Raw genomic sequence first — 26,237 nt, 5'->3', positions numbered from 1 at the left:
ATCCGCGACGAGGCCCAGGATTTCGAGATCGAGCTGCAGCTGCTGATCGACGCGATCTACCTGAAGTATCACTATGATTTTCGCGGCTACGCCGAGGCCTCGCTGCGTCGCCGGCTGCGCACCGCGATGCTGCGCTTCAACTGCAAGACCCTGTCACAGCTGCAGGACAAGCTGCTGCACGAACCGGGCGTATTCGCCGCACTGATGGATTTTCTGACGGTGCAGGTCAGCGAGATGTTTCGCGACCCGGCGTACTTCCGCGCGCTGCGCGAGAAAGTCGTGCCGCTGCTGCGCACCTATCCCTCGCTGAAAATCTGGATCGCCGGCTGCAGCACCGGTGAAGAAGCCTATTCGCTGGCGATCCTGCTGCGCGAGGAGCGACTGCTCGAACGCAGCCTGATCTACGCCACCGACATCAATGCCCATGCGCTGCAGAAGGCCGAGGCCGGCATCTTCGATCTGGAGCGCATCGCCGGCTTCACCGAAAACCATCGCCGCTCCGGTGCGCAGACTTCGCTGTCGGACTACTACACGGCCGCGTATGGCAGGGCCGTATTCGACAAGTCGCTGCGCAAGAACATCGTGTTCTCGGATCACAGCCTGGCTACCGACAGCGTGTTCGCCGAAGTGCAGCTGGTGTCCTGCCGCAACGTGCTGATCTATTTCAATCGCGAGCTGCAGGATCGCGCGATCGGCCTGTTCCGCGAGGCGCTGTGCCGCAAAGGCTTTCTCGGCATCGGCTCCAAGGAATCGCTGCGCTTTTCTGCTCATGCGGATGCCTTCAGCGAGATCAATCGCGAGGAGCGCCTGTTCCAGAAGAAGGACCGCCCTTGAGTCCCTTCGACACACTGAAAGGCCGCGTCGACGGCATCGTCATCGGTGCATCGGCCGGTGGCGTCGAAGCCTTGAGCGTGCTGTTGCCGGCCTTGCCGAAAAGCCTGCAGGCTTCGGTGTTCGTGGTGCTGCACATTCCGCGCGAGCGGCCGAGCCTGCTGGTCGAAATCTTCCGGCCCAAATGTGCCATGGCGGTGATCGAAGCCATGGACAAGGAGCCGGCGGAGAAGTCGGCGATCTATTTCGCGCCGCCGGATTATCACTTGCTCGTCGACAAGGGCCCGCAGCTTTCCTTGTCGGCCGACGAACTGGTGAACTTCTCGCGGCCGTCGATCGACGTGCTGTTCGAATCCGCCGCGGACGTCTACCGCAAGCGCCTGCTCGGTATCGTGCTGTCGGGCGGCAACGACGACGGCGCCGCCGGCTTGCAGGCGGTGATCCGCGCCGGCGGCATCGGCGTCGTGCAGCAGCCGGATTCCGCGCAGGTATCGGCAATGCCGCTGGCGGCGATCAAGCGCGGCGGTGTCGACTACGTGCTGACGCTGCCGGAAATCGCCGAGCTGTTGAAGTCCCTGTGAACCTGTAGGAGCGGGCAAGCCCGCTCCTGCCGCGTTCAGTGGAAATCCCGCGACTGATACGGCAGCTCGGAAAACCAGCCGCTGATGTCGACGATCTTCTCGACCATCAGGTGAATCACGCCGCCGCTGCGCTGCACTTCGCCGGCGACGACCATGATGCGCGAGCCGAGCACGACTTCGCGATGGTTGTCGATATAGCGCGGCCTCAGGATCAGGTTGACCGAGCCGGTTTCATCCTCGATGGTCATGAACATCACGCCTTTGGCGGCCGGTGGCCGCTGCCGAAACATGACCATGCCGGCGACGCGAATCTTGGCCTTGTCGGCGACTTCGATCAGCGATTTGGCGGTGCTGACTTTCTTCGCCGCGAGCTTTTCGCGGAACAGCGACAGTGGATGCTGACGCAGCGACAGGCCGATGCTCCGGTAATCGGTCAGCACGTCTTCGCCGACACTGGGCACGCGCAGATCGAACACCGGCTCGCTGGCGCGCGCCAGCGACAGCGCGGTGTCCGGCGTCTGCGCCGCGACTTCCCAGCGCGCCGCATGCCGATGCCCGGTCAGCGCTTCAAGCGCACCGGCATTGGCCAGTGCCGCCAGTTCACGCCGCGTCAGCCTGGCACGGCGAGCGAGATCGTCGACGTTGCGGAAAGGCGCTTGCAATCGTGCATCGGCAATCGCGTTGCCGGCGGCTTCCGATAAGCCGCTCACCTGCAGCAATCCGAGGCGCAACGCCGGCTTGTCGTCTTCATCGCGCGGCTCCAGCGTGCATAAGCGCTCGCTGTGCATCACGTCGACGGCACGCACTTCGACGCCGGCGCGGCGCACATCGCCGACCAGCATCGACGGCGGATAAAAACCCATCGGCTGGCTGTTCAACAGCGCCGCGGTGAATGCCGCCGGATGATGGCGCTTCAGATAAGACGAGGCGTAAGCCAGCAACGCGAAGCTGGCCGAATGCGATTCGGGGAAGCCATAAGAGCCGAAGCCGAGGATGCGCTGGTAGATCTGCTCGGCAAAGTCGCGGTCGTACTGGTTTTTGACCATGCCCTCGACCAGGCGCTCGTGCAGATGTTCGAGGCCGCCATTGCGTTTCCAGGCCGCCATCGAGCGCCGCATCTGGTCGGCTTCCCCGGGTGTGAACTTCGCCGCGGTGATCGCGATCTGCATCACCTGTTCCTGGAAGATCGGCACGCCCAGCGTGCGGCCCAGGATCGATTCCAGCTGTGGCGGATATTCCGGAACTTCCTCCTGGTTACGCCGCCGCAGATAGGGATGCACCATGCCACCGGTGATCGGCCCGGGCCGCACGATCGCGATCTGTACGACCAGGTCGTAGAAGGTTTTCGGCTTCAGCCTCGGCAGCATGTTCTGCTGCGCGCGCGATTCGATCTGGAATACGCCGACGGTTTCGGCGCGCTGGATCATTTCGTAAGTGGCGGTGTCGTCCTGCGGAATATTCGCGAGAGTGTAGTCGATGCCCTCAAAGTTTCTGATCAGGTCGAAGCTGCGCCGCAAGGCCGTCAGCATGCCGAGCGCGAGCACGTCGACTTTTAGCAGGCCCAGCGATTCCAGATCGTCCTTGTCCCACTGGATCACCTGGCGGCCTTCCATCGCCGCGTTCTCGATCGGCACCATTTCGTCCAGTGAATTCTGTGCGATGACGAAACCGCCGACATGTTGCGACAGATGGCGTGGAAAGCCGGCCAGCGCCTGCGTCAGCTCTATCCATTGCTGCATGCGCGGCGCCTTGGGATCGAAGCCCTGTTCGCCCAGGCGCTCGGTCAGTTCATCAGGCTTGTCCCACCAGGCCAGGGTTTTGCCGAGCCGGTCGATGTCCTCGGTTTCCATGCCTAGCGCGCGGCCGACGTCGCGCAGCGCCGAACGCGTGCGATAGCAGATCACCGTCGCCGCGATCGCCGTGCGATGCCTGCCGTATTTGTCGAACACGTACTGGATGACTTCTTCGCGTCGCTGGTGCTCGAAGTCGACATCGATGTCCGGCGGCTCCTTGCGCTCCTTCGACAGAAAGCGCTCGAACAGCAGGTTCTCGGCTTCGGGCCGCACCGAGGTCACGCCGATCGCGTAACAGACGGCGGAATTGGCGGCGCTGCCGCGACCCTGGCACAGAATGTTTTGCGAGCGCGCGTGGCGGACGATGTCTTCGACGGTCAGGAAGAAGGCTTCGTATTTCAGCTCGGCGATCAGCGCGAGTTCTTTTTCGATCTGCTTGCGAATCCTGTCGGGAATACCGTCGGGCCAGCGCCAGCGCAGGCCGGCCTCGGTCAGCTTGCGCAGCTGGCTGGTCGGAGTTTCGCCTTCGTCCACCAGTTCGGCGGGGTATTCGTAACCCAGCGTCTGCAGATTGAAGCTGCAGCGTGCCGCGATCTCGCCGGTTTCCTGCAGCATTGCCTTGGGATACAGGCTTGCCAGTTGCTTCCGGCTGCGCAGGTAGCGCTCGGCATTGGGCAGCAGTTCCAGCCCGCATTCGGTTACCGGACGGCCGACCCGGATCGAGGTCAGCACGTCGTGCAAGGGCTTGCGCGAGCGCTCGTGAAACAGCACGCCGCCGGTGGCGACGCAGCGCAGCCCGGTCTGCGCCGACAAGGCCAGGGCATGCGCCATGCGCGACGCGTCGTCGGCCTGGCGATGCTGATGCACGGCGATCCAGCATTGCGCGACACGCTCGGCGAGCCAGTGTCCGTCGGCAGCCGTGGAGGTTTCGCCGGGCAACCACAAGGCCAGACACAGCGCCAGCGAATCGCAGTTCAGGCGACTCAGCTGATAGCGGCCCTTCTTCGTGTACTGACGGCCGCGCGTGATCAGCCGGCTGATCTGCGCATAGGCGGCGCGATCCGGCGCCAGCAGCACGAACGACGGGCCGTCTTCGAGATGGAACTCGGCGCCGATGATCAGCTTCAGGCTCGCGGCCTTGTCCGGCTCTTTTTCGGCGAGTTTCTTCAGGGCATCGTGTGCGCGCACCACGCCGGCCACCGAGCACTCGTCGGTGATCGCGATCGCGCTGTATTCCAGCGCGATCGCGCGATGCACCAGCTCGTCCGCATGCGAGGCGCCGCGCTGGAAGCTGAAGTTGCTCAGGCAGTGCAGCTCGGCGTAGCCGGGGGGCGGCGGCATCACGTTATTCATGCTGTCATTCCCGCGAAAGCGGGAATCCAGTTTTGCCGTCAAAGCGCCGCGCCGCGTCGTCCCTGGATTGCCGTTTTCGCTGCGATGACAAAACCAGCGGCGCATCCGCCGGCAAGCCTGGACCGTAAGATGCCGGTATCCGTCCATGCCTCAAGGAAAGCCCATGTCCGTTTCGCGCCTGCGTGTTTCGCCTCGTCTGCTGGCTTCGATCGCGTTGCTGGTCGCGATGCCGGTGTTCGCCAGCCTCAAGGTCGGCGTGAGCGCGCCGCTGTTCACCGCCGATGCCTCGCTGGCCGGCAAGCCGTACTCGTTCTCGCTGGCCGAAGCCTTGAAGAAAGGCCCGGTGGTGCTGTACTTCTATCCGGCCGCGTTCACTGCCGGCTGCAATATCGAGGCGCACAAGTTCGCCGAGGCCACCGAGCAGTTCAAGGCGCTGGGCGCGCAGGTGATCGGCGTGTCCAAGGACGACGTCGATACCCTGCACAAGTTCTCGGTCAGCGAATGCGGCGGCAAGTTCGCCGTCGCCGCCGATCCGAAACTGGTGGTCGCCAAGTCCTACGACGCGAAGATTCCGCTGGTGGGTTATGCCGATCGCACGTCCTACGTGATCACGCCGGACGGCAAGATTCTCTACGTGTATTCGTCGCTGAGCCCGGACGATCACGTCAAGAACACCCTGGCCGCGCTGAAGACCTGGCACGATGCGCAGCCCAAGGGTTGAGATATCCGCGCCGCTGCCTCGATAGGCCAGGGCCGCGCTTGGCCTGCGGCACGAACGCAGTGGGCTGGCGGCGGCGGGGTTCAACAAAACTCCGTTCATCCCGAGTAGCCCGCTTGCGGGCGTGTCGAGGGACGCAGACGCGGGCTCAATGCCACAACCCGTGCACATACCAGCTGCCGTCGCTGCGATCCTGATAAACCCATAGATCGTCGGCGCGGTAGTAATCGCGCGACACCGGCGCGTCGTCCCACCAGCCGCTGCTGATGCGCTCGGGAGCGTGAGTCATCGGCGCACGCGGCGTCCATTTCTGCGGACGCTGCAGCAGCCACGGTGGACGCGCCGGCAAGGCGCGCGTGCCCTGTGTTGCGCCGTCACGTATCCAAGCGCGTTCCGGCCGATGATCCTCGGCCAGGCCGGGGCGCCACAGCGATGCGTCGCCGAGCCGCGCGCGCAGGCGGTCGACCAGCGAGTTCCAGGCTTCGCCCTCGCCGTGGCCGTCGTCGAACAGCTGGGTCTGCGGTGATTGCGGCGCGACGAAGCGATCCGCGCGCAGCCGCAGTTCGCTGGCCGGTGCGCTCGGCGGTCGCGCGTTCCAGCGCTCGCGCAGCAGGCGCAGGAAGACGCTCGCGTCGTGCGTCGGCGTGGTCGTGCGCAGCACGAACGTCTCGTTCTCGGTGCGTCGCCGCGACAGCACCACCGACAGCTCGCTCGCGGTCACCTGGCGCGCGCGCAGATAGGCTTCGAATTCGTCGAGCAAGCGCCGCAGCGGAAACAGCAGCGCCTGCCAGTCGTCGATCTCGACGTCGAGATCGAGGCGGCGGCGGTAGCGCGGCGGCGGCGTGAACCAGGGCCGCGGATCGGGCGCGCTGCCGAGCAGCCGCGCCAGTGCCAGCGGGAATTCGCGGCCCAGCCGCGCGGCCAGGCTCTTGGCGTCGTGACGCAGTACGTCGCCGAGACTCACATGCCCGGAATTCAGCAGCAGATCTTCGGCCGCCGAAGGCCAGCGCAGCCGCGACAGCGGCAACTGGACAAGCCGATCGCGCAGCGATCGGGAGTCGAGGATGGGCGACAACTGCGCCCGCACCGCGACCGCGGCAGCTTCAATGGTCGGCGCGATTGCCAGTTGCGTGCTGTAGGGCAGGGCCGCCAGCAGCAGGTGCGCCCGCTCGATCAGCGCATCGATCCCGCCGAACAACTTCAGGCTCGGCGCGACATCGACGTGCACCGCCTGGAACGGCGAGTCGAACAGCCCGCGCGGCGACTCGTTGGCGAGCACGATGCGATCGCTCAAGCCGTAGGCGAGGCAGCCGACCGCCTGCAGCGCGGCGGCTTCGGCGGCGGTATCGCGCGGCAGAACGCGCAGATCGGGAAACCGCGCCTGCACGCTGCCCAAAGCCTCGCCATTGGCGATACGCGGCTGCTGGCTGGCGACGACCCAGCGCCGCGAACCGTGCTGCGCATAGATCACCACCGGCGCGGCTTCGTCGGCCGGCGGCAGCGCCAGCGCCTGTAGCGGCAGTTGCGGCAGCGCGATGCACAGCCACAGATTCGCCGGGCCCTTGCTTTGGCTCATGCGGCGAGTCTTGCGCTCTGGCCGACGCGGCCGCCGCGCGCTTTCAGCACTTCGACGAGGGCGCCGCGCGGGTCCGGCTTGAGCGCCAGCCGCAGCGCCGCGACCGAGGGCTGGCTGCGCGCCTGCGGCGGCCGCAGCAGCAGGCCGATCGCGCCACTGCCGTTGCCGTTGTCCTCGGCGGCGAGTTGCAGGCGGCGCTGCACGCGCTCGTCGGCGCTGCCCAGCCAACCGGCGACCGCGCCAACGCCGGGGCAACGCAGCATCTGCTCGATCGTCCAGATGCAGTCGGCGGCATTGTCGGGCTCGGCCACCCAGCAGTGGCGCAGATCCACGCCGGCGGCGAGCAGCGCCGGCGCATACGGAATATGCGGCGGCGCGACCAGCGCGACGCGGCGGCCGGCCTGCGACAGCCGCGCCAGCAGCGGCAGCATCAGCTGCATCTCGCCGACGCCGGGCCGCGGCAGGATCAGTTCGCTGAGCGCGCCCAGCGGCCAGCCGCCTCCCGGCAGCAGGCGGTCCAGCGCGGCATGACCGGTAGCTTCGGCGGCGACCGCAGCCAGCCGCGAGCCGACCCAAAGATCGGCGCGTTGCAGCAGGTGTTCGGGGAGCGGTCGCGGGGACGGCATGAGGGCGCAGCGGGGGATGGGAGGCCACGTTAGCGCCTGACTTGCCCGGCGAAAACAGCCTACCCCCTACCATTTTAGAAAGTGCCGGATTCGCTTAAGAATTCTGTTGAAAGTGACTGAAAGGGCTCGTGTTTGTGATTTTTTGTCGACTTCCGGCAGCGACGTTCAGCGCGAACGCTCGATGCGCTCGCGCTCGCGTTCCATGCGTTCGCGCCAGCGCTCGAAGGCTTCGCGCCGCTCCTCGAAGTCCTCGCGCAGGCGTTCGGATTCGCGCTCGCCGACATCGCGCCGTCGGCGATCGGTTTCGCGGCGGTCGCGTTCCAGGTCGGCGCGCGCGTCGTCGATCTCGTCGCGGATATGCTCGACCTCGCGGCGGCGCTGCTCGTCGCTCATGCGCCGGTAGTCGCGGTCGTCGTCATCGCCGCGGTCGCGATGCTCGTCGTAGTACGGGCGATCGTCGCGGCCATCGCGCGCCTGCGCCGGGGCGGCGACGGACAGCAGCAGGCTCGCGCTGAGCAGCGACAGGCAAGGGACCAGCAGACGGCGCATGAGGGATCTCGTGGGACAGGGCATCCGATTTCTAGCGCCACGTGCTGAGTCGCGGATGAATCGTCATCGGCTTGCGAGTAGAGTGCGCGGCCGCCATCGCCCCTCGCCATGTTCAGCCTCAAGTTCCGACTTGCCGCGTTCTACTTCTGCTACTACGGCACGGTCGGCGCGTTCATGGCGTACTGGACGCCGTATCTGCTGGCGCGTGGCCTGAGCGCAACCGAAGTCGGCATCGCCTTTGGCCTGATGGGCGTATCGCGCGCCACCGTGCCGATTCTGTGGGGCTGGTGGGCGGACAAGCGCGGCGAGCGCATGGGCATGATCCGCATCGCCGCGCTGGCCAGCCTGCTGATCTTCGCGGCGATCCCGCTGGTGGATTCGGTACCGGCGGTGATGGCGCTGATGCTGTGCTACACCCTGTTCTGGAACGCGCTGCTGCCGCAGTTCGAGGTGGTGGCACTAAATCACCTGCGCGACGGCGGCGGCGAATATTCGCGCGTGCGGCTGTGGGGCTCGGTCGGCTTTGTCGGCGCCGTGCTGACGGTCGGGCCGCTGCTGGATCATGTCGGTATCGCCTGGGAGCCGTGGCTGGTCGCGGTGCTGTTCGCCGGCATGGCGCTGGCGGCCTGGGCGGTGCCGGACCATCGCGCGGTGCCGCTGGCGGTCGGCGCGGCGCCGGCCGGGCCGCTGCCGTCGATGCTGGCGATGCTGCGCCGGCCGGCGGTGCAGGCGCTGCTGCTGGTCGGGTTTTTTTCGCAGCTCAGCTACGCGCCGTACAACAACTTCTTCACCGTGTTTCTGGAGCGCCATCATTACAGCCGCGGTTTCGCGGGCCAGCTGTGGTCGCTGGCGGTGGTCGCCGAGATCGTGTTCTTCGTGTTCGCGACGCGCCTGCTCGGCGCCGTCGGCGCGCGGCGGATGATGATCGCGGCGCTGGTGACGACGGTGCTGCGCTGGCTGCTGATCGCGTTCGGCGTCGATTCGCTGCTGCTGCTGATCGGTGCGCAGCTGCTGCACGCCAGCAGCTTCGCCTGCTATCACCTGGTGGCGATGCATTACGTCCAGACGCTGTTTCCAGCCGGCCTGCACGGGCGCGCCCAGGCGGTCTACAACTCCGCGGCCTACGGCCTGGGCGGCTCGATCGGCTCGGTTGGCGCCGGCTATCTGTGGGACGCGGCGTCGCCGCAATGGCTGTTCACGATTGCCGCTCTGGTTGCCATGGTTGGCTCGGTCATCGCCTGGAAACGCCTGCCCGGCGATCGCGCCGCGGCGTTTCAGTGCACATGAACTATTGATCAGGACTGCGACAAGGTCTACAAAAGGCCACTAGAAAAACTATAGCGCCTGAGTCCGCATGGATGATCGGTGCCGATGCCAGCAAAGCGTTCGCCTGGAGGGAAATGTTGAATTTTTTCAAAGCTCTCCATCGGCGTCAGCTGGACTGGCTGATGTTCGCCGCTGTCTGTAGTGCCGCCTGTTCGGCGATGGAGCTGCTGGTTCTGAGGGAAACCGGCATCTCCAGTCTGCTCAGACCCGCTCCGGGGGTGATGTTCATCACCACACTGTGCCTGGGCTGGCGCGGCGCGCTGGCGTCGATCGCCGGCATTGCGCTGGGCTACATGCTGTCGGTACAGACCGGCTGGCCGGTGGTGTTCAAGGCGGTGGTCGACCCGATCGCCTCGGCCGGCATCATCGCCGGCATCGGTCTTCAGGCGCTGTTCCAGGTCTGGCTGCTGCGGCGCTTCGAGGGCATCGCCGGCCGGCGGGTTCACCGGCTGATCGGTATTGTCGTCGTCGCGCCGCTGGGTTGCCTGGTCAGCCCGACGATCACCACTCTGCTGCTGGACTGGCAGAACGCGATCCATCATCTGACGCCGCTGCATTTCTGGCTGGTGGCCTGCGTCGGCTCGATGCTCGGCGTGACCGTGATCTACCCCCTGGCCTGGCTGCTCGACCGGGGCATCGCCAGCGAAGGGGCGAGCCCGCCGCAGGCCGGCCTGATCCTGGCGATCACATCGATGGTGATCGGCAGCTGGGTCGTCACCTACGAGTTGCTGTCCAGCTCGATCAATCTCGAGCGCAGCAGCCTCAGCAGCCGTTTCCGCGACACCGGCGAGGCCCTGAGCGATCAGGCCAACGATATCGACCTGATGGGCATCAGCATGCAGGCGCTGTTCCGCCAGCGCGATGTCGACCCGCAGGTGCTCGACGACCTGGTGGCCGAGCTGGGCAGCAAGACCTCGACGGTGGCCGGGCTGGCGCTGGTCGAGCCGCTGAGCGCGGCGCAGCAGTCGGCCTACGAGAAGCAGGCCAGCGAGCGCGCCGGCGCGCCGATCCGGGTGCGGGTTTATGCGCCCGACGGTCACACCAGGCCGGTGCGCCTGGAGCAGCCGGAGATGCTGATCGAGCAGGTGGCGCCACAGGCGCTGGCCAGGAACCTGCTCGGTCTGGTGGTGGGCGGCGATGCGGATCTGCAGCGGGTGCTGGCCGATGCTTCGCAGCGCTCGCGCGCACGCCTGAGCGCGCCGCTGGACATGCTGCTCAATGCCGGCGGCGATCGCCTGGCCGCCTGGGTGATTCCGCTGCGCCGCGCCGCGGACCAGTCGCCTGGATTCCTGCTGCTGCTGCAGCGCCCGGCCGACCTGGTCAGGAGCGCGCTGGAACACTCCGCGCCGCTGCCCAACGCGGCCTGGGTGCAGCTCAGCGATGTCAGCGGCGCGGTGCCGGTGCGCCTGTTCACCGGCGACCAGGACGGCTCCGAACTCCTGATCCACGACAGCCAGGAGTTGCCCGAAAACGAAGTCCGCTCACGCCAGCAGCTGATGATCGGCGGCAGGGTCTGGGAGCTGCTGATGGCGCTGCCGACGGCGGCCGCGTTTCAGTTCTCCACCGACTGGTGGGTGGTGCAGGTGATCGTGCAGCTGCTCGGCGCGGCGCTGGCCTCGGTGCTGGTGGTGTCGGTGGACCGTCGCCGCACCATGCGCGAAATGGAGCGCCAGGTGTCGGTTCTGAGCCGGCGCTACCTGAATTTCGAACGCGCGCTGGCGTCGCAGCCAACGCCGAGTGCGATGACCGCCGCGCGCATGCAGGCGCCGGTCAACAGCCGCGATGCGCTGATGCTCAAGGCTTTCGATAACGGCGCCTTCCGCCAGTTCTACGAACCGGTGATCAGCCTCAGTACCGGCGATATCGTCGGCTTCGAGTCATTGCTGCGCTGGCCGGAGGCGCCGTTCCCGGTGGCGATTCCGGAGATCATCGCCTGGGCCGAGCGCACCCATCACGTGCATCAACTCACGCTGGGCGCGATGCGCCAGGCGATCGAAATGGTCGAGCTGTGGAAGTCGGCCGCGTCGGATCGCCCGTCACCCTGGATTTCGATCAACGTCTCGCCCGACGACGTCGCCGACGTCGACTTCATGGAACAGCTGATGGATCTGTTCAAACGCCATCCGCTGGCGCGCAGGCAGATCAAGCTGGAAATCACCGAAGGCGTGCTGGTGCGCGATTTCAAGGGCGTGGCGCAGCGGCTGCGCTGGGTGCGCGATCAGGGCATGGGCATTTCGCTGGACGATTTCGGCACCGGCTATTCGTCGCTGAGCTACCTGCACCAGCTGCCGGTGGACTCGATCAAGATCGATCGCAGTTTCATCGCCAGCCTCGATACCGATCCGCGCGTGCGCGAGATCGTGCTGGCCACGGTGGAACTCGCGCACCGGCTGAAGCTGGACATCGTCGCCGAAGGCGTCGAAGAGCCGGCCACTGCAGCCTATCTGCACAGCATCGGCTGCCAGGCGGTGCAGGGTTGGCTGTTCTCCAAGGCGCAGCCATCGACCGTGGTCGACGAGTGGATCCGCACCGAGCGGCGGTTCGAGTACGCGGCCTGACGGGATGTAACCCTCTCCCCTTGCGGGAGAGGGTGGCCCGAAGGGCCGGAGAGGGGTGGCAGGCTCGGGCTTCGCTACCCCTCTCCCGTCGCTGACGCGACACCCTCTCCCACAGGGGGAGAGGGCAGCAAGACGAACTCAATAAAACAGCCCGCCGACGCGCTCGGTAATCATGCCGTTGGAGATCGTGATCAGCAGCACGTCGTTGTTGACGCGCACCCAGCGATAACCACGCGGCGGCGAGTGCAGACGATACTTCTGGTAGTCATAGACCACGTACTTCGACACCCGGTAGTTCGCCGGCAGCCTCTGGCCACGATCCCAGTTGCGCGGCTGGTAGCCGCGCGGCGGGTAGTACCTGGTGACGTGGTAGCGCTGCGGCGGGCCGCGATGGTCGTTGCGGTTGTCGTGATGATCGTCATGGTGATCATCACGATGGTCGTCATGGCGGTCGTCGTGGCGCTCGTTCCACTGGCTCTGATCCGGGCGGCCATGATGATCGTCGTCGCGCGCGGAGCTGCTGCCCGAATAGCTGACGGCCAGCGCCGCGAGCAGCGCGGCGGCAAAAGCGGTTTTGTTGAAGGTCTTGTTGCTCATGGCATCTTCCTTATTGCGTGGTGGAACTGCGGCTGAGATTGAGCCGGATGCGTGCATCAAAAATGGAAAAACCATGGATTCGGCGTTCAGCGCTTGATCAGCGGGCGCGGTGAACGTACAACGGTTGCCCTGAATGGGAACCGCGATCAGAACCAGCGTCACCGCCAAGCTGTTTGTCGCCATCTTCGCCACCAGCCTGCTGGTCGCGGTGGCGATGGGCGTCGCGGCGCGCATCAGCTTCTCGCAGGGCTTTCTCGGCTACGTCAACGAGCAGGGCCGCGCGCGCATGGAGGCGGTGCTGCCGGATCTGGTCGAGGCGTATCGGCAGCACGGCAACAACTGGGATTTTCTCCGCAACAACCCGCGCGCCTGGTTCAGCCTGATCCGGCCGCCGCGGCCGGATGCCGATCCTGACAAACCCGGCATCCAGCAGGACCCGCGCGAGCAGCGCGTGCCGACCGATGTCGAACTCACCGGCCTGAACCTGCGTGTCGCGGTGCTCGACGATCAGCGCCAGCTGGTGATCGGCTATGCGCAGATCAGCCCGACCGCGGAAACCCGGCCGATCGTCGTCGACGGCCACACCGTTGGCTGGCTGGCGATGGCGCCGTTCCAGGAAGTCACGGTCGCCGCCGACATTCGCTTCCAACGCCAGCAGCTGCACGCCAACCTGATCATCGGCGGGCTCGCCGGCCTGCTCGCGGCCGCGGTCGCTTTCGGCCTGGCGCGCGCGTTTCTGGCGCCGGTGCGGCGCATCGCGCTGGCGACACGGCGGCTCGCCAGCGGCAATTACGCGGCGCGCGTATCGGTGTCGTCCAGCGACGAAATCGGCGCGCTCGCCGGCGACTTCAACCAGCTCGCGATCACGCTTGAAAAGAACGAGCAGATGCGTCGCGCGTTCATGGCCGACGTATCGCACGAGCTGCGCACGCCGCTGTCGGTGCTGCAAGGCGAGATGGAGGCGCTGGAAGACGGCGTGCGGCCGCTGACCACCGACGCGATCAAGTCCCTGCAGGCCGAAGCGCGCCATCTGAACAAGCTGATCAGCGATCTCTACGATCTGTCGCTGTCGGATGCCGGAGCGCTGACCTATCGAAAAGTGGAGGTCGACGTCGCCGAAGTGCTGCACGGCAGCCTCGATCTGTTCCGCGAGCGCTTCGCCTCGCGTGGCCTGCGCCTGAACGAGTCGCAGTCGACTTCGGAGATGCTGGTGCTCGCCGATGAGAGCCGGCTGCGCCAGCTGTTCGTCAATCTGCTGGAAAACAGCCTGCGCTATACGCAGGCGCAGGACGACGGCAGTGGCCAGCTGCTGGTCAGTATCCGTTGCGAGGCCGGCACGGCGCGTATCGACTTCGAGGATTCGGCGCCGGGCGTCGAGGCCGAATTGCTGCCGCGCCTGTTCGAGCGCTTCTATCGCGTCGAAGCTTCGCGCAATCGCGCACACGGCGGTGCCGGCCTTGGCTTGGCGATCTGCCGCAACATCGTCGAAGCCCACGGCGGGCGCCTGTCCGCCGCGGCTTCGCGCTTCGGCGGCGTGCACATGACCGTGTCACTGCCGTTGCTGGCGTCGCCCACCAGGAGTCGCGCATGAGCCCCCCATCCACCACGCCGCTACGCCGCGTGCTGATCGTCGAGGACGAGCCCAAGCTCGCCGCCGTGGTTTCGGATTATCTGAAAGCCGCGGCTTTCGAGACGCGCATCGTCGGCGACGGTCGCCATGTCGTCGACGCCGTCAAAGCCGACAAGCCCGACCTGGTGCTGCTCGATCTGATGCTGCCCGGCCGCGACGGTCTCGATGTCTGCCGCGCGCTGCGCGCCTTCAGCGACGTGCCGATCGTGATGATGACGGCCAAAGTCGAGGAGATCGACCGGCTGATCGGCCTGGAACTCGGCGCCGACGACTACATCTGCAAGCCCTTCAGTCCGCGCGAGGTGGTGGCGCGGGTCAAGGCGATACTGCGGCGCAGCCAGCGCAGCGACACTGCGGCCGCCGAAGCGCAGTCGTCGGACGCCGGTCTGGTGATCAACGAGGAGCGCTATACCGCGAGCTTCAACGATCAGCTGCTGGATCTGACGCCGGTCGAGTTTCGTCTGCTGAAGACCCTGGCGGCGGCACCGGGCCGGGTGTTTTCACGCGATCAGCTGCTCGACAACCTGTACACCGACCACCGCGTCGTTACCGACCGCACCGTCGACAGCCACATCAAGAACCTGCGCCGAAAACTCGACGCGGCGAGCCCGGAGCAGGAGCTGATCCGGTCGATTTACGGTGTCGGCTACAAGCTCGAGCTCTGACGGCAGCGCCTCGACCGCGATGCTCATCGCGGCCTGACTCGAAACGCCAGGCTGATACGCGGCGGCTGATCGCCCGGCTGCTTGGGAATGCCGTGCAGCCATTGCAGCTGCGAGGCGTAGCTCATCGTCAACAGGCTGCCGGGCTCGAGATCGATCTGCAGATGGCGCCTCGGCACCGCCTGCGTGCTGAGGCGCATCTGCCGCGTCGCACCCAGAGACAGCAGCGCGATCGGATAGCCCGGCTGCAGCTCGTGCAGCTTGTCGTGATGCGGCGCGACGCTGTCGCGGCCGTCGCGGTAGTAGTTCATGCCCAGGCTGTTGTAGCGCACACCGCTGGCGTCGGCGACGGCCTGAGCGGCGACTTTCAGCAGCGGTGGCAGCTGCGCATCGTCGAGCTGGAAATGTGCCATCAGCCGCGGTACGTCGACTTCGCGCTCGTACATCATCCGCCGCTCGTGGCCCCAGGCGATCTCGTCGCGCAGCCGCTCGAACCAGCGCTGCGCCTGCGCCGGCGTCAGCAGCCCGGGGCGGTAGACGATGCCGCCCTGCTCGTCCTCGGCGAGGCTGCGCGGGCCGGCAGTAAACAGATCGGACGTCATCGGCGGTTTTTGTAGGAGCGGACCCTGTCCGCGACTGAGGCGATCAAGAGCACAGTCGCGGACAGGGTCCGCTCCTACAATTGCGGCACCAGACGACGAACAATATCCGCGGTCTCGTTGACCCGCTCCAGATGCGCGTGATGCCCACAGCCGGCAAACACCGTCAGATTCACCTGCGCCAGTGCCTCCACGTAACGATCCGCGCCCTTGACCGGCGCCATGCGGTCCAGCTCGCCCCAGATCATTTCGATCGGCAGCTTCAGCTGTGACAAGGCCAGCGGCTGCTGCAGCTCGGCGCCGATCGCATTCAGCGAGCTCATGTGGCGGGCGATGCGCGTCGGCGTGTAGTGGCTCAGGTAATCGGCATACACCGATTCCGGCACCCGTTCCGGTTGCGCCAGGCAGGTGCGCTTGAAGCTTTTGAGGAACTCGGCCTGGGTCTGCTCCCAGCTGAGCTCGTCGCCGAGCTTGCTGGCGCTGGGGGCCAGCGAGCCATTGCGCACCAGCATGCGCATCCACGGTGGCAGTTCCAGCGGCGCCGGTCCGATGACGACGCAGCCGGGGATAGCCAGATCGAGTTCGCGGTTCAGCGCCATCAGCAGGCTGCGACCGCCCAGCGACTGGGCGACCGGCAACAGGCTGGTGCCGCGGCCGTAATGCTCGAGCGCGGCGCCGACGAAGCCGACGAACTGCGGCAGCCCCGGCCCCGGCAGCAGCTCGTCGGCGGCGCCGAAGCTCGGCAGATCGATCGCGATCATTCGCGCCGGCACGTCGGCCAGCGCCGCCATCAGCGGCCGATAGGTGTCGGCGCTGTCGGCCCAGCCGTGGATGAACAACAGGGTCAGTGCCGCCGGGCCGGGGCGTTCGAGCTGGCGCGTGCGGTAGCCGCCGATATCGAGAAAGCTTTGCTGCAGATTCAGTTCTTGCATGAGCGGGAAATAAGGTGAGCTAAAGATATTCAAGCAGAGGCGAGCAGATCCTCGATCAGCGCGCGCGCTGCTGCCGACTGCGTGCGCCTTTGATGCCAGACGATGCCCAGCTCGCGCTGCAGCGCCAGGCCGTCGACGTCGATCGCGCGGATGCTGTCGTCGAGCATCGAACGCGGCAGCACGCTCCAGCCCAGGCCGATCGCGACCAGCATTTTCAAGGTTTCCAGATAGTTCGTCGCCAGCCGCACGCGCGGTGCCACGCCGTGACGCTGCAGCGCTGAGGTGATGATGCGATGAGTGTAAGTGTCCGCGTCCGGCAATACCGCCGGATACTTCGCCAGCGTCGGCAGATCGACCGTCTGCAGGCCGGACAATTCATGCTCCGGTGAAATGACTACGGCCAGCGGGTCGGGCCAGATGCGCCGCTGTTCCAGGTTGGCCAGCGGCGCCAGCGGCAAGGTGACGATACCCAGCTCCAGCTTGCCGGCGAGCACCGCGTCGCAGGCGTCCTCGGAGTCCATGAAGTGCAGGTCGAGATCGACTTCGGGGTATTGCTGGGTAAAGCGTTTCAGCACCGGTGGCAGCCGGTGCAGGCCGATGTGGTGGCTGGTGCCGATCGACAACCGTCCGCCGATCTCGGTGGACAGCTTCGAGAGCGCGCGCCGCGCGTCCTCCAGCTCCTGCGCGACGCGCCGCGCATAGGGCAGCAGCGCGATGCCGGCATCGGTCAGCGTGATGCGCCGGCCGACACGGTCGAACAGCGGCCGGCCGAGCCGCGCCTCCAGCGAGGCGACGCGCTTGCTGATCGCCGGCTGGGTCAGGTGCAGGCGCTCGGCCGCGGCCGAGAACGAGCCGGTCTCGGCAACTTCGACGAAGGCATGGAGGTCTTGCGTGTCCACCGGTTATCGAATTCCATAAAGGAATGCCGGATATTCAAACGATTCATTGGAGTTATGGCAAGCCCGGTCCTAGACTGCGCGCCATCCGATAGCCGACCGAGCGATCCAATGGTCTCCACAGCGCGCCCCCCAGCACGAACCCTGTACGAAAAAATCTGGGACGAGCATGTCGTCCAGGACAATGGCGACGGCTCCTGCCTGATCTACATCGACCGCCACCTGGTACATGAAGTCACCAGCCCGCAGGCGTTCGACGGCCTTCGTCTGAATGGCCGCAAGCCCTGGAGCATCGCCGCGAACCTGGCGGTGGCCGACCACAACGTGCCGACCACCGACCGCGCCGGCGGCATCACCGACGCCATCTCGCGCACCCAGGTCGACGCGCTCGACAGCAATTGCGACGAGTTCGGCATCACCGAATTCAAGATGAGCGATCTGCGCCAGGGCATCGTCCACGTGATCGGCCCGGAGCAGGGCGCGACGCTGCCGGGCATGACCGTGGTCTGCGGCGACTCGCACACCTCCACGCACGGCGCCTTCGGTGCGCTGGCTTTCGGCATCGGCACTTCCGAAGTCGAGCACGTGCTGGCGACGCAGTGCCTGATCGCGAAGAAGACCAAGACCCTGCGCATCACCGTGCGCGGCAAGGTCGGCCCCGGTGTCACCGCCAAGGACATCGTGCTGGCGATCATCGGCCGCATCGGCACCGCTGGCGGCAATGGCCATTCGATCGAATTCGCCGGTGAGGCGATCACCGCGCTGTCGATGGAAGGCCGCATGACGGTGTGCAACATGGCAATCGAAGGCGGCGCGCGCGCCGGCCTGATCGCGGTGGATCAGACCACGATCGATTACTGCAAGGGCCGGCCGTTTTCGCCCAAGGGCGAGAGCTGGGATCGCGCGGTCGCGCACTGGAACACGCTGCATTCGGACGCGGGCGCGGTGTTCGACAAGGAAGTCGTGATCGAGGCCAGCGAGATCCAGCCGCAGGTGACCTGGGGCACTTCGCCGGAGATGGTGCTGCCGGTGTCGGCCGCGGTGCCCGATCCGGCCAAGGTGACCGACGCGGTCAAGCGCAGCGGCATGGAAAAGGCGCTGGCCTACATGGGCCTGCACGCGAACCAGCCGATCGAGCAGATCATGATCGACAAGGTGTTCATCGGCTCCTGCACCAACTCGCGTATCGAGGACCTGCGCGCGGCCGCGCAGATCGTGCGCGGGAAGACCAAGGCCGCCAACGTGAAGCTGGCGCTGGTCGTGCCGGGTTCGGGCCTGGTCAAGGCCCAGGCCGAAAAAGAAGGCCTGCACCGGATTTTTCTGGACGCCGGATTCGAATGGCGCGAGCCGGGCTGCTCGATGTGCCTGGCGATGAACGCCGATCGGCTGGAGCCGGGCGAGCGCTGCGCGTCCACCAGCAACCGCAATTTCGAAGGGCGCCAGGGGCAGGGCGGCCGCACCCATCTGGTGTCGCCGGCGATGGCCGCCGCCGCCGGCATCGCCGGGCATTTCGTCGACGTCAGGAGCTTCCACTAATGCGCGCCTTCACCACCGTCACCGCCAAGGTCGCGCCGTTGGACCGGCCGAATGTCGACACCGACGCGATCATTCCCATGAGCAATGTCCTGAAGTCGATCAAGCGTGGCAGTGCTGGCTGCGCCGCGATTTTCGTTGCTTCGAGGAGCTTTCACTAATGCGCGCCTTCACCACCGTTACCGCCAAGGTCGCGCCGTTGGACCGGCCGAATGTCGACACCGACGCGATCATTCCCATGAGCAATGTCCTGAAGTCGATCAAGCGTGGCAGTGCTGGCTGCGCCGCGATTTTCGTTGCTTCGAGGAGCTTTCACTAATGCGCGCCTTCACCACCGTTACCGCCAAGGTCGCGCCGTTGGACCGGCCGAATGTCGACACCGACGCGATCATTCCCAAGCAGTACCTGAAGTCGATCAAGCGCACCGGCTTCGGCCCGTTTTTGTTCGACGACTGGCGTTATCTGGACGCCGGCGATCTGGACATTCCGGTGGCCTCGCGCCGGCCGAATCCGGACTTCGTGCTGAACCAGCCGGCTTATCGCGACGCGCAGATTCTGCTGAGCCGCGAGAACTTCGGCTGCGGCTCGTCGCGCGAGCATGCGGTGTGGGCGCTGGACGATTTCGGTTTTCGCGCGGTGATCGCCAGCAGCTTTGCCGACATCTTCTACAACAACAGTTTCAAGACCGGCTTTCTGCCGGTGGCGCTGTCGGCGGACGTGGTCGACTCGCTGTTCAAGGAACTCGCCGCGGCGCCGGGCTACCAGCTGAGCATCGATCTGCCGGAGCAGGTCGTGATCACGCCGGGCGGCGCGCGCCATCGCTTCGACATCGACGAATTCCGCAAGGACTGCCTGGTGCGCGGCCTCGACGAAATCGGCCTGACCTTGCAGAACGGCGATGCGATTCGTGCGTATGAAGCGCGGCGCCGCGCCGAAGCGCCGTGGTTGTTTACTGCCTAGAACGACACTTTAAAAAATCCGGCAGGAACTGACAGAACAACATGACCAAGAAAATCGCGATCCTTCCCGGCGACTACATCGGCATCGAAGTAATGGCCGAGGCCGTCAAAGTGCTGGACTTGCTGCGCGCCGAAGGAGAGAAGCTCGAATACGACTTCGGCCTGCTCGGCGGCGCGGCGGTGGATGCCGAAGGCCATCCTTACCCCGAGTCCACGCAGAAGCTCGCACGCGCCGCCGATGCGATCCTGCTCGGTGCGGTCGGCGGACCGAAGTACGACGAGCTGCCGCGCGAGCTGCGCCCGGAGCGCGGCCTGCTGGGCATCCGCAAGGACCTGGGCCTGTTCGCGAACTTCCGCCCGGCGCTGGCGTATGAAGAACTGGCCGCCGCGTCTTCGCTGAAGCCGGAAGTCATCGCCGGACTCGATCTGCTGATCCTGCGCGAACTCACCGGCGACATTTATTTCGGCCAGCCGCGCGGCCGGCGCACCAATGCGGCGGGCATCGAGGAGGGCTACGACACAATGCACTACGCGCGCGATGAGGTCGCGCGCATCGCCAGGCTCGGCTTCGAGGCCGCGCGCAAGCGCAGCCGCAAGCTGTGTTCGGTGGACAAGGAAAATGTGCTTGACACGTCGCGGCTGTGGCGCGAAGTGGTGATCGAAGTCGGCAAGGACTATCCCGACGTCGAACTCAGCCACATGTACGTCGACAATGCGGCGATGCAGCTGATTCGCCGGCCCAAGCAGTTCGACGTGATCGTGACCGGCAATATCTTCGGCGACATCCTGTCGGACGAGGCCTCGATGCTCGGCGGCTCGATCGGCATGCTGCCGTCGGCTTCGCTCGACATCAACGGCAAGGGCATGTACGAGCCGATCCACGGCAGCGCACCGGATATCGCCGGACAGAACAAGGCCAATCCGCTGGCGACGATCCTGTCGGTCGGCATGATGTTCAAGTACAGCTTCGACCGCGGCGACATCGCCGATCGCATCGACGCCGCGGTGAAGCAGGTGCTGAAAGCCGGCCATCGCACCGGCGATATCGCGCAGGCCGGCGAGAGGGTCATCGGCACGCGTGAAATGGGTGACGCGGTGATCGCGGCGCTGAAGCGCTAGCGCTTTCCCCTCTCCCTTCGGGAGAGGGTGCCCCAAAGGGGCGGGTGAGGGCCTGCAGCCTCAAGCTTGGTCAATCAGCGCAGCACCCTCATCCGGTGCTTCGCACCACCTTCTCCCGGAGGGAGAAGGATGAATAACATTTAGAGAGTCGTTATGAAGAAGCTCGGATTGGTCGGTTGGCGCGGCATGGTCGGCTCGGTGCTGATGCAGCGCATGCAGCAGGAAAATGATTTCGCGCTGGTGGAATCGCATTTCTTCACCACCTCGAACGTCGGCGGCGCTGCGCCGGCGTTTGCGAAAAATGCCAGCACGCTGCTCGATGCCAACAGCATCGATGCGCTGCGCGCGATGGACGTGATCATCAGCTGCCAGGGCGGCGACTACACCACGGAGATTTTCCCGAAGCTGCGCGCCAGCGGCTGGAACGGCTACTGGATCGACGCGGCCTCGACGCTGCGCATGAAGGACGACGCGGTGATCGTGCTCGATCCGGTTAACCGCAATGTGATCGACCAGGCGCTGGACAAGGGCATCAAGAACTACATCGGCGGCAACTGCACCAACTCGATTTTGCTGATGGGCGTCGGCGGCCTGTTCCGCGAAAACCTCGTCGAATGGGTCAGCTCGATGACCTACCAGGCGGCCAGCGGCGGCGGCGCCAATCACATGCGCGAGCTGCTGCAGGGCATGGGCGTGATCAACCACGCGGTCGCCGACGAGCTGGCGACGCCGTCGTCGGCGATTCTCGACATCGACCGCAAGGTTGCGGCCAGCATCCGTCAGGACGTGCCGACTGAGTTCTTCGGCGCGCCGCTGGCCGGCGGCCTGATTCCGTGGATCGACGCGCAGCTCGACAACGGCCAGTCCAAGGAAGAATGGAAGGGCCAGGCCGAGGTCAACAAGATCCTCGGCAACAGCAAGCCCGAATCCGTGATCCCGGTCGATGGCCTGTGTGTGCGCATCGGCGCGATGCGTTGCCACAGCTTGGCGCTGACCTTGAAGCTGAAGCGCGATCTGCCGCTGAGCGAAATCGAATCCATCATCCGCAGCGGCAACGACTGGGTGAAGTGGGTGCCGAACGAGCGCGCGATCACGGTCAAGGAGCTGACGCCGGCGTCGATCACCGGCGAGCTGCAGGTCGGCGTCGGCCGCGTGCGCAAGCTCAATCTGGGGCCGGAATACGTGTCGGCGTTCGTGATCGGCGATCAGCTGCTGTGGGGCGCGGCGGAGCCCTTGCGGCGGATGCTGCGGATTCTGCTCGGCGCCTGAGTTCAGCCCGGCTCGAAACCCTGATATCCCAGGCGCAGCCGCTTCAGATCGATACCCTGTTCCAGCAGCGATTCGTAGACCGCGGTCTGCATCGCCAGGTAGCCGATCTGGTCGCCCTTGAGCAGCAGTGCCCGGCTGCCGTTGCCGGCGACCGCGGTCAGGATGCCCAGCGCCTCCGAGGTGCGCTGCTTCTCCGGGTCGGTCATCAGGATGATTTCCGGGCTGTGCGCAAGCGATTCGGCGATCTGGTCGCGCGCCGCGCGGAACACACCGGGCGTCGCCGAGCGGCGATGGACGATCTCCCAGGCGCCGACGTAATACGAGGCCATCACGTCGGCGAGGTTGCGGCTGGAGTAGCCGATGCCGGACAGCAGCGATTCGAACTGGCGCCAGATCGAGCCGCTGGCCAGCGCGCTGCGCACTTCCGGCTCCTGCTCGGGTTCAGCATTGGCGACGCGTTGCACGAGTTGTTCGCGCAAGGTCCGGCTGATGCCCTCCTGCGCCCGGTAGTCCAGATTGGCGCTGAGGCCCGCGGTCGTCGTCACCCGCACCGCGGCCGGCGAGGGCGGCGCGCTGTCGCCGAGCAGGCTGCGCTGCCCGGCGGCGAGGATAGGCTTGCCGATTTTCTGCAGCACGCTCTGCTGGAACGTCGGCGAGGCGTAAAGGCTGGACAGTTCGGCCGGATCGGCCTCCTGGGCGAAGCCGGGGGCCGACAGGCTTGCCAGCAGCAGGCTGACGATCAGGTACTGACTGAAGAACCGATTGCTGAAGTTGCGTTCGATCATGTGATTCGTCGAAGCAAGATGGTGGCCCGACCGTGTAAGCGATTTGCGCAACGAGCTGTTGGATTTTGTATCGGCTGCGGCGATGACTGCCGTTAATCCCGTCGCATCGGCCGCTGGAGCGGGCCATGTGTTGGGCAGCGCTGGAGTTTCGGTCGCTTTTGTTACTGTAGTGCGGCCTGCGGATCGCGCTGCCCGGCGGTGCCGGTCATCAGGACTTATTCGATGCGGGTTTCCGCGGTCGCGGTACGGGGAGCAATGATGTTGCAGAGACTGGCTATCGGGACAGCGTTGTTTGCGGGTGTTTTCTGCACGGCTGCCTGGTCGCTGGGCCTGGGCGACATCCAGGTGAGTTCGCGGTTGAACCAGCCGCTGTCGGCGACGATCCCGTTGACCTCGCTGTCGGAAGACGACCTCGACAGCCTGCGCGTGCAGCTGGCATCGCCGGCGGATTTCGAAAAGGCCGGCATCGAACGCAGCGACTATCTGTCCAGCCTCAAATTCAGCGTCAGCGGCTCCAAAGTGCGCATCAGCAGCGGCGACATCGCCCGCGAGCCCTATATCGCGCTGCTGGTGGAGGCGCGCGCCGGCGGCAGTCGCGTGCTGCGCGGCTACACCGTGTTGCTCGATCTGCCGGCTGCGGCCAGCGCCGGCCAGCCCAGCGCCGCCGCCACCGAGCAGCCCGAAGCGCCGGCAGCGGCCAGTGCCGAGCCTTTGTCCGATGCTGCCGCGGCCGAGAGCGCGCGCCAGCAGCAGCCGAAGACTTACGGCCCGATCCGCTCCGGGCAGACCTTCTGGAGCGTCGCCACCAAGCTGCGTCCGGACCCGGCGCTGGTGTCGCAGGACCAGACGATGCTGGCGCTGTATACCGCCAATCCGCAGGCTTTTCTCGGCGGCATCAACGGCCTGCTGATCGGCTCGACCTTGCAGGTGCCGAGCGTCGAGCAGATGCGCGCGGTGCCGGAGCTGGAAGCACGGCGTCGGGTGCAGGCACTGCGGGCAGCGTCGGTGGCGCCGGGCACGGCGGTTGCGCAAGCGCCGGCCAAGCCGGCTGTCGCGGTCGCGCCCCAAGCACCGCCGGCTGCGCCGGCGGTCGAGGCCGAAACGCCGATCGCGGCGGCGCCCGCCGACGCTGCGGTGACGCCGCCAGTTGAGACCCGTATCGAAACCGCCGTCCAAACCCCAGCCGAAACCCCAGTCGAGACCTCGGTTGAAGCGGCGACGGCGTCCCCGACCAACGAAGCACCGCCGGCTGCGGTCGATGTCACCGTGCCGCCGCCGGACAATGCCGTCAGCCAAGCCGCCGCAGCGCCGGCCGTCGCCGAAGCGCCCGCGCCGCCCGCCGTGCCGGCGCCGCTGCCGCCGTCCAATCCGGACCTGCTCAGCCTGCCATTGCTGATGCCGGCCCTGCTGTTGCTCGCACTGCTGGCGCTGTTGCTCCTGTGGAGCCGCCGTCGCAAAGCGAAAGCGGCAGTCGCGGCTGCGTCCGTCACCGCGCCGGTCGCGGCGACGGCGGCGGTCGCGGCTGCGGCGTCCGAATCCGAGCCGCCGCCGGTGGAGGCTGTCGTCGGCGAGCCCGCCGACCCAGCGGCCGTGCCGGTGGCGCCGCCGCCGGTGGTCGATATCCTCAGCGAGGCACCGCCGGCCGACAGCCAGGTGCCGCCGCCGGAACACGACGAGGCGCAGCCGGTCGAAATCGACCTGGCCGGTGGTGCCGAAACGCTACCCCCGGCCTACGACCAGCTGCAGCCGCTCGATCCGGTCGCCGAAGCTGATTTCCATCTGTCCTACGGGCTGTACGACGAGGCGGTGCGCGGACTGATCGAGGCGATCGCGCTCGAGCCGGACCGCAACGATCTGCAGCTGAAGCTGGCCGAGACCTATTTCGCCGCCGGGCGATCTGCGGACTTCGAAGCGCTGGCGGCGTCCCTTCAGCCGCGCCTGGGCGCCGCGGAATGGAGCCGGCTGGTGTTCATGGGCAGCCAGCTGTGCCCGGAGTCGCCGCTGTTCCGCGATCCAGAGGCCGAGCGGCCGGTCGAGGCGTCTCGCGGCCATCACATCGAGTTCACGCTGGAACCGGTGGCGGACCTGCCGCCGCCCGTGGCACCCGCGCCATCGGATAACGGCAACCGCGTCGAGTTCGAACTCAACACCTTCGACGGCGGCGCGCCGGTCGACGTCGCCAGCTGGCACAGCCCGACACCGGCGCAAACGCCGATGCAGACGCAGTGGCAGCCGCCGTCGGCACCGGCCGTGCTGGACCTCGCCGACCCCGGCGCGATCGAGTTCGACGCGCTGCCGGAAATCGACCCGAACGACATCGACCTGTTTGAACCCGAGCCCGAAGTCGACATCGCCACCGACGACGAGGTCGGCACCAAGCTCGATCTGGCGCGCGCCTATCTCGACATGGGCGACAACCAGATGGCGCGCGACCTGCTCGCCGAGGTGGCGGTGCAGGGCACGGCTGCGCAGCAGGCCGACGCCGAGGCCCTGTTGCGGCGCCTGCCGGCATAGCAGCTGCTAGGCTGCGGCTTTAACCGCCGAAGGATCCTTGCATGGGCCGTTGGGCCGCCGAGGTCGAGTACCTCGGCACACGTTATTCGGGCTGGCAATCGCAGCCGCATGCGATCTCGGTGCAGGGCGAGCTCGAAGCGGTGCTGTCGAAGGTCGCGGCACAGCCGGTGGCGATTTCCGCGGCCGGGCGTACCGACGCCGGCGTGCATGGCTACGCGCAGATCATCCATTTCGATTCGGTTGCCGAGCGCAGTCCTCATGCCTGGCTGCTCGGCAGCAATTCGCAGCTGCCGTCGGACATTTCGCTGCGCTGGGTGCAGGGTGTGCGCGCGGATTTTCACGCGCGGCATAGCGCGCTGGCGCGGCGCTATCGCTACGTGATCCACAATCATCGCGCGCGCTCGGCCTTGCTCGGTGATCGCGTCGCCTGGCTGAAATGGCCGCTGGACGCCGAGCCCATGCACCGCGCGGCGCAGGCGCTGGTCGGCGAGCTGGATTTCTCCGCGTTCCGCGGCGCGCAATGCCAGTCGAGCACGCCGATGCGCTGTGTCACCGACATCGCGGTGTATCGCCGCGGCGAGTTCGTGCTGCTGGACATTCGCGCCAACGCCTTCCTGCATCACATGGTGCGCAACATCGCCGGCACGCTGATGGAAGTCGGCAGCGGCCGGCGTCCGGAAGCCTGGGTCAGGCAGGTGCTGGACGGCCGCGACCGCAGCCAGGCCGGCATGAACGCGCCCCCCGAGGGTCTATACTTGGTGGCTGCCGATTACCCTGCGGAATTCGGCATTCCGGCCGCTCCGGAGTTCTGGTTGCCCTGAGCGGTATTGC

The 26,237-nt window shown here is 66.4% G+C and carries 23 protein-coding genes and 1 pseudogene; 15 read left to right on the top strand and 9 right to left on the bottom strand.

Features of this window, described 5'->3' with window-relative positions:
* Together ACQZF9_RS10165 and ACQZF9_RS10160 are read left to right on the top strand one after the other, a co-directional pair.
* Window positions 1–834, top strand: coding sequence for a CheR family methyltransferase (locus ACQZF9_RS10165; protein ID WP_428313407.1), 834 nt, complete (start codon window positions 1–3; stop codon window positions 832–834).
* Window positions 831–1,412 carry a chemotaxis protein CheB gene (locus ACQZF9_RS10160; protein WP_428313116.1) on the top strand — a complete coding sequence of 194 codons (582 nt, stop codon included), beginning with the start codon at window positions 831–833 and terminating at the stop codon, window positions 1,410–1,412. Before ACQZF9_RS10165 ends, ACQZF9_RS10160 begins: the two co-directional genes overlap by 4 nt.
* Window positions 1,413–1,447: 35 nt before the next feature.
* Here ACQZF9_RS10160 and ACQZF9_RS10155 read toward each other — a convergent pair whose 3' ends face one another.
* Entirely contained in the window at window positions 1,448–4,558 is a 3,111-nt protein-coding gene (locus ACQZF9_RS10155; protein ID WP_428313115.1) for an error-prone DNA polymerase, read from the bottom strand.
* A gap of 163 nt (window positions 4,559–4,721) precedes the next feature.
* Between ACQZF9_RS10155 and ACQZF9_RS10150 the strand changes: the two genes are divergently transcribed.
* The gene (locus ACQZF9_RS10150) at window positions 4,722–5,279 is read left to right on the top strand and encodes a peroxiredoxin (RefSeq protein WP_428313114.1); all 558 of its coding nucleotides are present in this window, start codon (window positions 4,722–4,724) and stop codon (window positions 5,277–5,279) included.
* A gap of 145 nt (window positions 5,280–5,424) precedes the next feature.
* Here the strand turns inward: ACQZF9_RS10150 and ACQZF9_RS10145 are convergent, their stop codons facing one another.
* The 3 genes from ACQZF9_RS10145 to ACQZF9_RS10135 all read right to left on the bottom strand — a co-directional run bounded on the left by ACQZF9_RS10145 (window position 5,425) and on the right by ACQZF9_RS10135 (window position 8,027).
* The gene (locus ACQZF9_RS10145; protein ID WP_428313113.1) at window positions 5,425–6,852 is read right to left on the bottom strand and encodes a Y-family DNA polymerase; all 1,428 of its coding nucleotides are present in this window, start codon (window positions 6,850–6,852) and stop codon (window positions 5,425–5,427) included.
* Entirely contained in the window at window positions 6,849–7,478 is a 630-nt protein-coding gene (gene imuA / locus ACQZF9_RS10140) for a translesion DNA synthesis-associated protein ImuA (protein ID WP_428313112.1), read from the bottom strand. The genes ACQZF9_RS10145 and imuA overlap by 4 nt, the downstream gene beginning before the upstream one ends.
* 165 nt (window positions 7,479–7,643) lie before the next feature.
* A complete protein-coding gene (locus ACQZF9_RS10135; RefSeq protein WP_428313111.1) occupies window positions 7,644–8,027 on the bottom strand; it encodes a hypothetical protein in 384 nt (127 codons plus the stop codon).
* A 108-nt stretch (window positions 8,028–8,135) separates the two neighbouring features.
* Between ACQZF9_RS10135 and ACQZF9_RS10130 the strand changes: the two genes are divergently transcribed.
* A complete protein-coding gene (locus ACQZF9_RS10130) occupies window positions 8,136–9,314 on the top strand; it encodes an MFS transporter (RefSeq protein ID WP_428313110.1) in 1,179 nt (392 codons plus the stop codon).
* A gap of 116 nt (window positions 9,315–9,430) precedes the next feature.
* Entirely contained in the window at window positions 9,431–11,911 is a 2,481-nt protein-coding gene (locus tag ACQZF9_RS10125; RefSeq protein WP_428313109.1) for an EAL domain-containing protein, read from the top strand.
* 138 nt (window positions 11,912–12,049) lie between these two features.
* Here the strand turns inward: ACQZF9_RS10125 and ACQZF9_RS10120 are convergent, their stop codons facing one another.
* On the bottom strand, window positions 12,050–12,508 hold the full coding sequence (locus tag ACQZF9_RS10120; protein WP_428313108.1) for an RcnB family protein: 459 nt from the start codon (window positions 12,506–12,508) through the stop codon (window positions 12,050–12,052).
* 133 nt (window positions 12,509–12,641) lie between these two features.
* On the opposite strand from ACQZF9_RS10120, the gene baeS reads away from it, so the two are divergent.
* Window positions 12,642–14,099, top strand: coding sequence for a sensor histidine kinase efflux regulator BaeS (gene baeS, locus ACQZF9_RS10115; RefSeq protein WP_428313107.1), 1,458 nt, complete (start codon window positions 12,642–12,644; stop codon window positions 14,097–14,099).
* Complete coding sequence (locus tag ACQZF9_RS10110) at window positions 14,096–14,803, top strand: response regulator (RefSeq protein ID WP_428313106.1); 708 nt, start codon at window positions 14,096–14,098, stop codon at window positions 14,801–14,803. The genes baeS and ACQZF9_RS10110 overlap by 4 nt, the downstream gene beginning before the upstream one ends.
* A 23-nt stretch (window positions 14,804–14,826) precedes the next feature.
* Here the strand turns inward: ACQZF9_RS10110 and ACQZF9_RS10105 are convergent, their stop codons facing one another.
* The 3 genes from ACQZF9_RS10105 to ACQZF9_RS10095 form a co-directional block, all read right to left on the bottom strand.
* Window positions 14,827–15,402: an alpha-ketoglutarate-dependent dioxygenase AlkB gene (locus ACQZF9_RS10105; RefSeq protein ID WP_428313105.1), complete on the bottom strand. Its 576-nt coding sequence runs from the start codon at window positions 15,400–15,402 to the stop codon at window positions 14,827–14,829.
* A 74-nt stretch (window positions 15,403–15,476) separates the two neighbouring features.
* Window positions 15,477–16,331 (bottom strand): alpha/beta fold hydrolase, encoded by an 855-nt coding sequence (locus ACQZF9_RS10100; RefSeq protein ID WP_428313104.1) that lies wholly within the window; start codon window positions 16,329–16,331, stop codon window positions 15,477–15,479.
* Between the two features lie 29 nt (window positions 16,332–16,360).
* Window positions 16,361–17,230 carry a LysR family transcriptional regulator gene (locus ACQZF9_RS10095; RefSeq protein WP_428313103.1) on the bottom strand — a complete coding sequence of 290 codons (870 nt, stop codon included), beginning with the start codon at window positions 17,228–17,230 and terminating at the stop codon, window positions 16,361–16,363.
* 108 nt (window positions 17,231–17,338) lie between these two features.
* Between ACQZF9_RS10095 and leuC the strand changes: the two genes are divergently transcribed.
* The 6 genes and pseudogenes from leuC (at window position 17,339) to asd (ending at window position 22,107) form a co-directional block, all read left to right on the top strand.
* The gene (leuC, locus tag ACQZF9_RS10090) at window positions 17,339–18,763 is read left to right on the top strand and encodes a 3-isopropylmalate dehydratase large subunit (RefSeq protein ID WP_428313102.1); all 1,425 of its coding nucleotides are present in this window, start codon (window positions 17,339–17,341) and stop codon (window positions 18,761–18,763) included.
* Window positions 18,763–18,882, top strand: a pseudogene (locus ACQZF9_RS10085) (3-isopropylmalate dehydratase small subunit); the annotation flags it as partial. The gene leuC and the pseudogene ACQZF9_RS10085, both read left to right, overlap by 1 nt.
* A 38-nt stretch (window positions 18,883–18,920) precedes the next feature.
* Window positions 18,921–19,079: a hypothetical protein gene (locus tag ACQZF9_RS10080; protein WP_428313101.1), complete on the top strand. Its 159-nt coding sequence runs from the start codon at window positions 18,921–18,923 to the stop codon at window positions 19,077–19,079.
* Window positions 19,079–19,720, top strand: a complete 642-nt coding sequence (gene leuD, locus ACQZF9_RS10075; RefSeq protein WP_428313100.1) for a 3-isopropylmalate dehydratase small subunit — start codon at window positions 19,079–19,081, stop codon at window positions 19,718–19,720. The genes ACQZF9_RS10080 and leuD overlap by 1 nt, the downstream gene beginning before the upstream one ends.
* 41 nt (window positions 19,721–19,761) lie before the next feature.
* On the top strand, window positions 19,762–20,838 hold the full coding sequence (gene leuB, locus ACQZF9_RS10070) for a 3-isopropylmalate dehydrogenase (RefSeq protein ID WP_428313099.1): 1,077 nt from the start codon (window positions 19,762–19,764) through the stop codon (window positions 20,836–20,838).
* A 153-nt stretch (window positions 20,839–20,991) separates the two neighbouring features.
* Window positions 20,992–22,107, top strand: a complete 1,116-nt coding sequence (gene asd / locus ACQZF9_RS10065) for an aspartate-semialdehyde dehydrogenase (protein ID WP_428313098.1) — start codon at window positions 20,992–20,994, stop codon at window positions 22,105–22,107.
* A 2-nt stretch (window positions 22,108–22,109) separates the two neighbouring features.
* Here the strand turns inward: asd and ACQZF9_RS10060 are convergent, their stop codons facing one another.
* On the bottom strand, window positions 22,110–22,892 hold the full coding sequence (locus ACQZF9_RS10060; protein ID WP_428313097.1) for a DUF6683 family protein: 783 nt from the start codon (window positions 22,890–22,892) through the stop codon (window positions 22,110–22,112).
* Between the two features lie 258 nt (window positions 22,893–23,150).
* Between ACQZF9_RS10060 and ACQZF9_RS10055 the strand changes: the two genes are divergently transcribed.
* Both ACQZF9_RS10055 and truA read left to right on the top strand, forming a co-directional pair.
* Window positions 23,151–25,406, top strand: a complete 2,256-nt coding sequence (locus ACQZF9_RS10055; RefSeq protein ID WP_428313096.1) for a FimV/HubP family polar landmark protein — start codon at window positions 23,151–23,153, stop codon at window positions 25,404–25,406.
* 41 nt (window positions 25,407–25,447) lie between these two features.
* Complete coding sequence (gene truA, locus ACQZF9_RS10050; RefSeq protein ID WP_428313095.1) at window positions 25,448–26,227, top strand: tRNA pseudouridine(38-40) synthase TruA; 780 nt, start codon at window positions 25,448–25,450, stop codon at window positions 26,225–26,227.
* The last annotated feature ends 10 nt before the right edge of the window (window positions 26,228–26,237 follow it).

The organism is Hydrocarboniphaga sp., from assembly GCF_965279055.1.
Taxonomy (GTDB): Bacteria; Pseudomonadota; Gammaproteobacteria; order Nevskiales; family Nevskiaceae; genus Hydrocarboniphaga.
The sequence above is the reverse complement of the archived record's forward strand: the minus strand, read 5'-3'. Positions and strand labels throughout refer to the sequence as shown.

Coding starts and splice junctions, on each gene's coding strand:
- leuC (WP_428313102.1), top strand. CDS start 17,339: ATGGTCTCCACAGCGCGCCCCCCAGCACGAACCCTGTACGAAAAAATC.
- ACQZF9_RS10135 (WP_428313111.1), bottom strand. CDS start 8,027: ATGCGCCGTCTGCTGGTCCCTTGCCTGTCGCTGCTCAGCGCGAGCCTG.
- ACQZF9_RS10120 (WP_428313108.1), bottom strand. CDS start 12,508: ATGAGCAACAAGACCTTCAACAAAACCGCTTTTGCCGCCGCGCTGCTC.
- ACQZF9_RS10105 (WP_428313105.1), bottom strand. CDS start 15,402: ATGACGTCCGATCTGTTTACTGCCGGCCCGCGCAGCCTCGCCGAGGAC.
- ACQZF9_RS10145 (WP_428313113.1), bottom strand. CDS start 6,852: ATGAGCCAAAGCAAGGGCCCGGCGAATCTGTGGCTGTGCATCGCGCTG.
- leuD (WP_428313100.1), top strand. CDS start 19,079: ATGCGCGCCTTCACCACCGTTACCGCCAAGGTCGCGCCGTTGGACCGG.
- asd (WP_428313098.1), top strand. CDS start 20,992: ATGAAGAAGCTCGGATTGGTCGGTTGGCGCGGCATGGTCGGCTCGGTG.
- imuA (WP_428313112.1), bottom strand. CDS start 7,478: ATGCCGTCCCCGCGACCGCTCCCCGAACACCTGCTGCAACGCGCCGAT.
- ACQZF9_RS10055 (WP_428313096.1), top strand. CDS start 23,151: ATGTTGCAGAGACTGGCTATCGGGACAGCGTTGTTTGCGGGTGTTTTC.
- ACQZF9_RS10130 (WP_428313110.1), top strand. CDS start 8,136: ATGTTCAGCCTCAAGTTCCGACTTGCCGCGTTCTACTTCTGCTACTAC.
- ACQZF9_RS10150 (WP_428313114.1), top strand. CDS start 4,722: ATGTCCGTTTCGCGCCTGCGTGTTTCGCCTCGTCTGCTGGCTTCGATC.
- ACQZF9_RS10155 (WP_428313115.1), bottom strand. CDS start 4,558: ATGAATAACGTGATGCCGCCGCCCCCCGGCTACGCCGAGCTGCACTGC.
- ACQZF9_RS10060 (WP_428313097.1), bottom strand. CDS start 22,892: ATGATCGAACGCAACTTCAGCAATCGGTTCTTCAGTCAGTACCTGATC.
- baeS (WP_428313107.1), top strand. CDS start 12,642: ATGGGAACCGCGATCAGAACCAGCGTCACCGCCAAGCTGTTTGTCGCC.
- ACQZF9_RS10080 (WP_428313101.1), top strand. CDS start 18,921: ATGCGCGCCTTCACCACCGTTACCGCCAAGGTCGCGCCGTTGGACCGG.
- truA (WP_428313095.1), top strand. CDS start 25,448: ATGGGCCGTTGGGCCGCCGAGGTCGAGTACCTCGGCACACGTTATTCG.
- leuB (WP_428313099.1), top strand. CDS start 19,762: ATGACCAAGAAAATCGCGATCCTTCCCGGCGACTACATCGGCATCGAA.
- ACQZF9_RS10110 (WP_428313106.1), top strand. CDS start 14,096: ATGAGCCCCCCATCCACCACGCCGCTACGCCGCGTGCTGATCGTCGAG.
- ACQZF9_RS10100 (WP_428313104.1), bottom strand. CDS start 16,331: ATGCAAGAACTGAATCTGCAGCAAAGCTTTCTCGATATCGGCGGCTAC.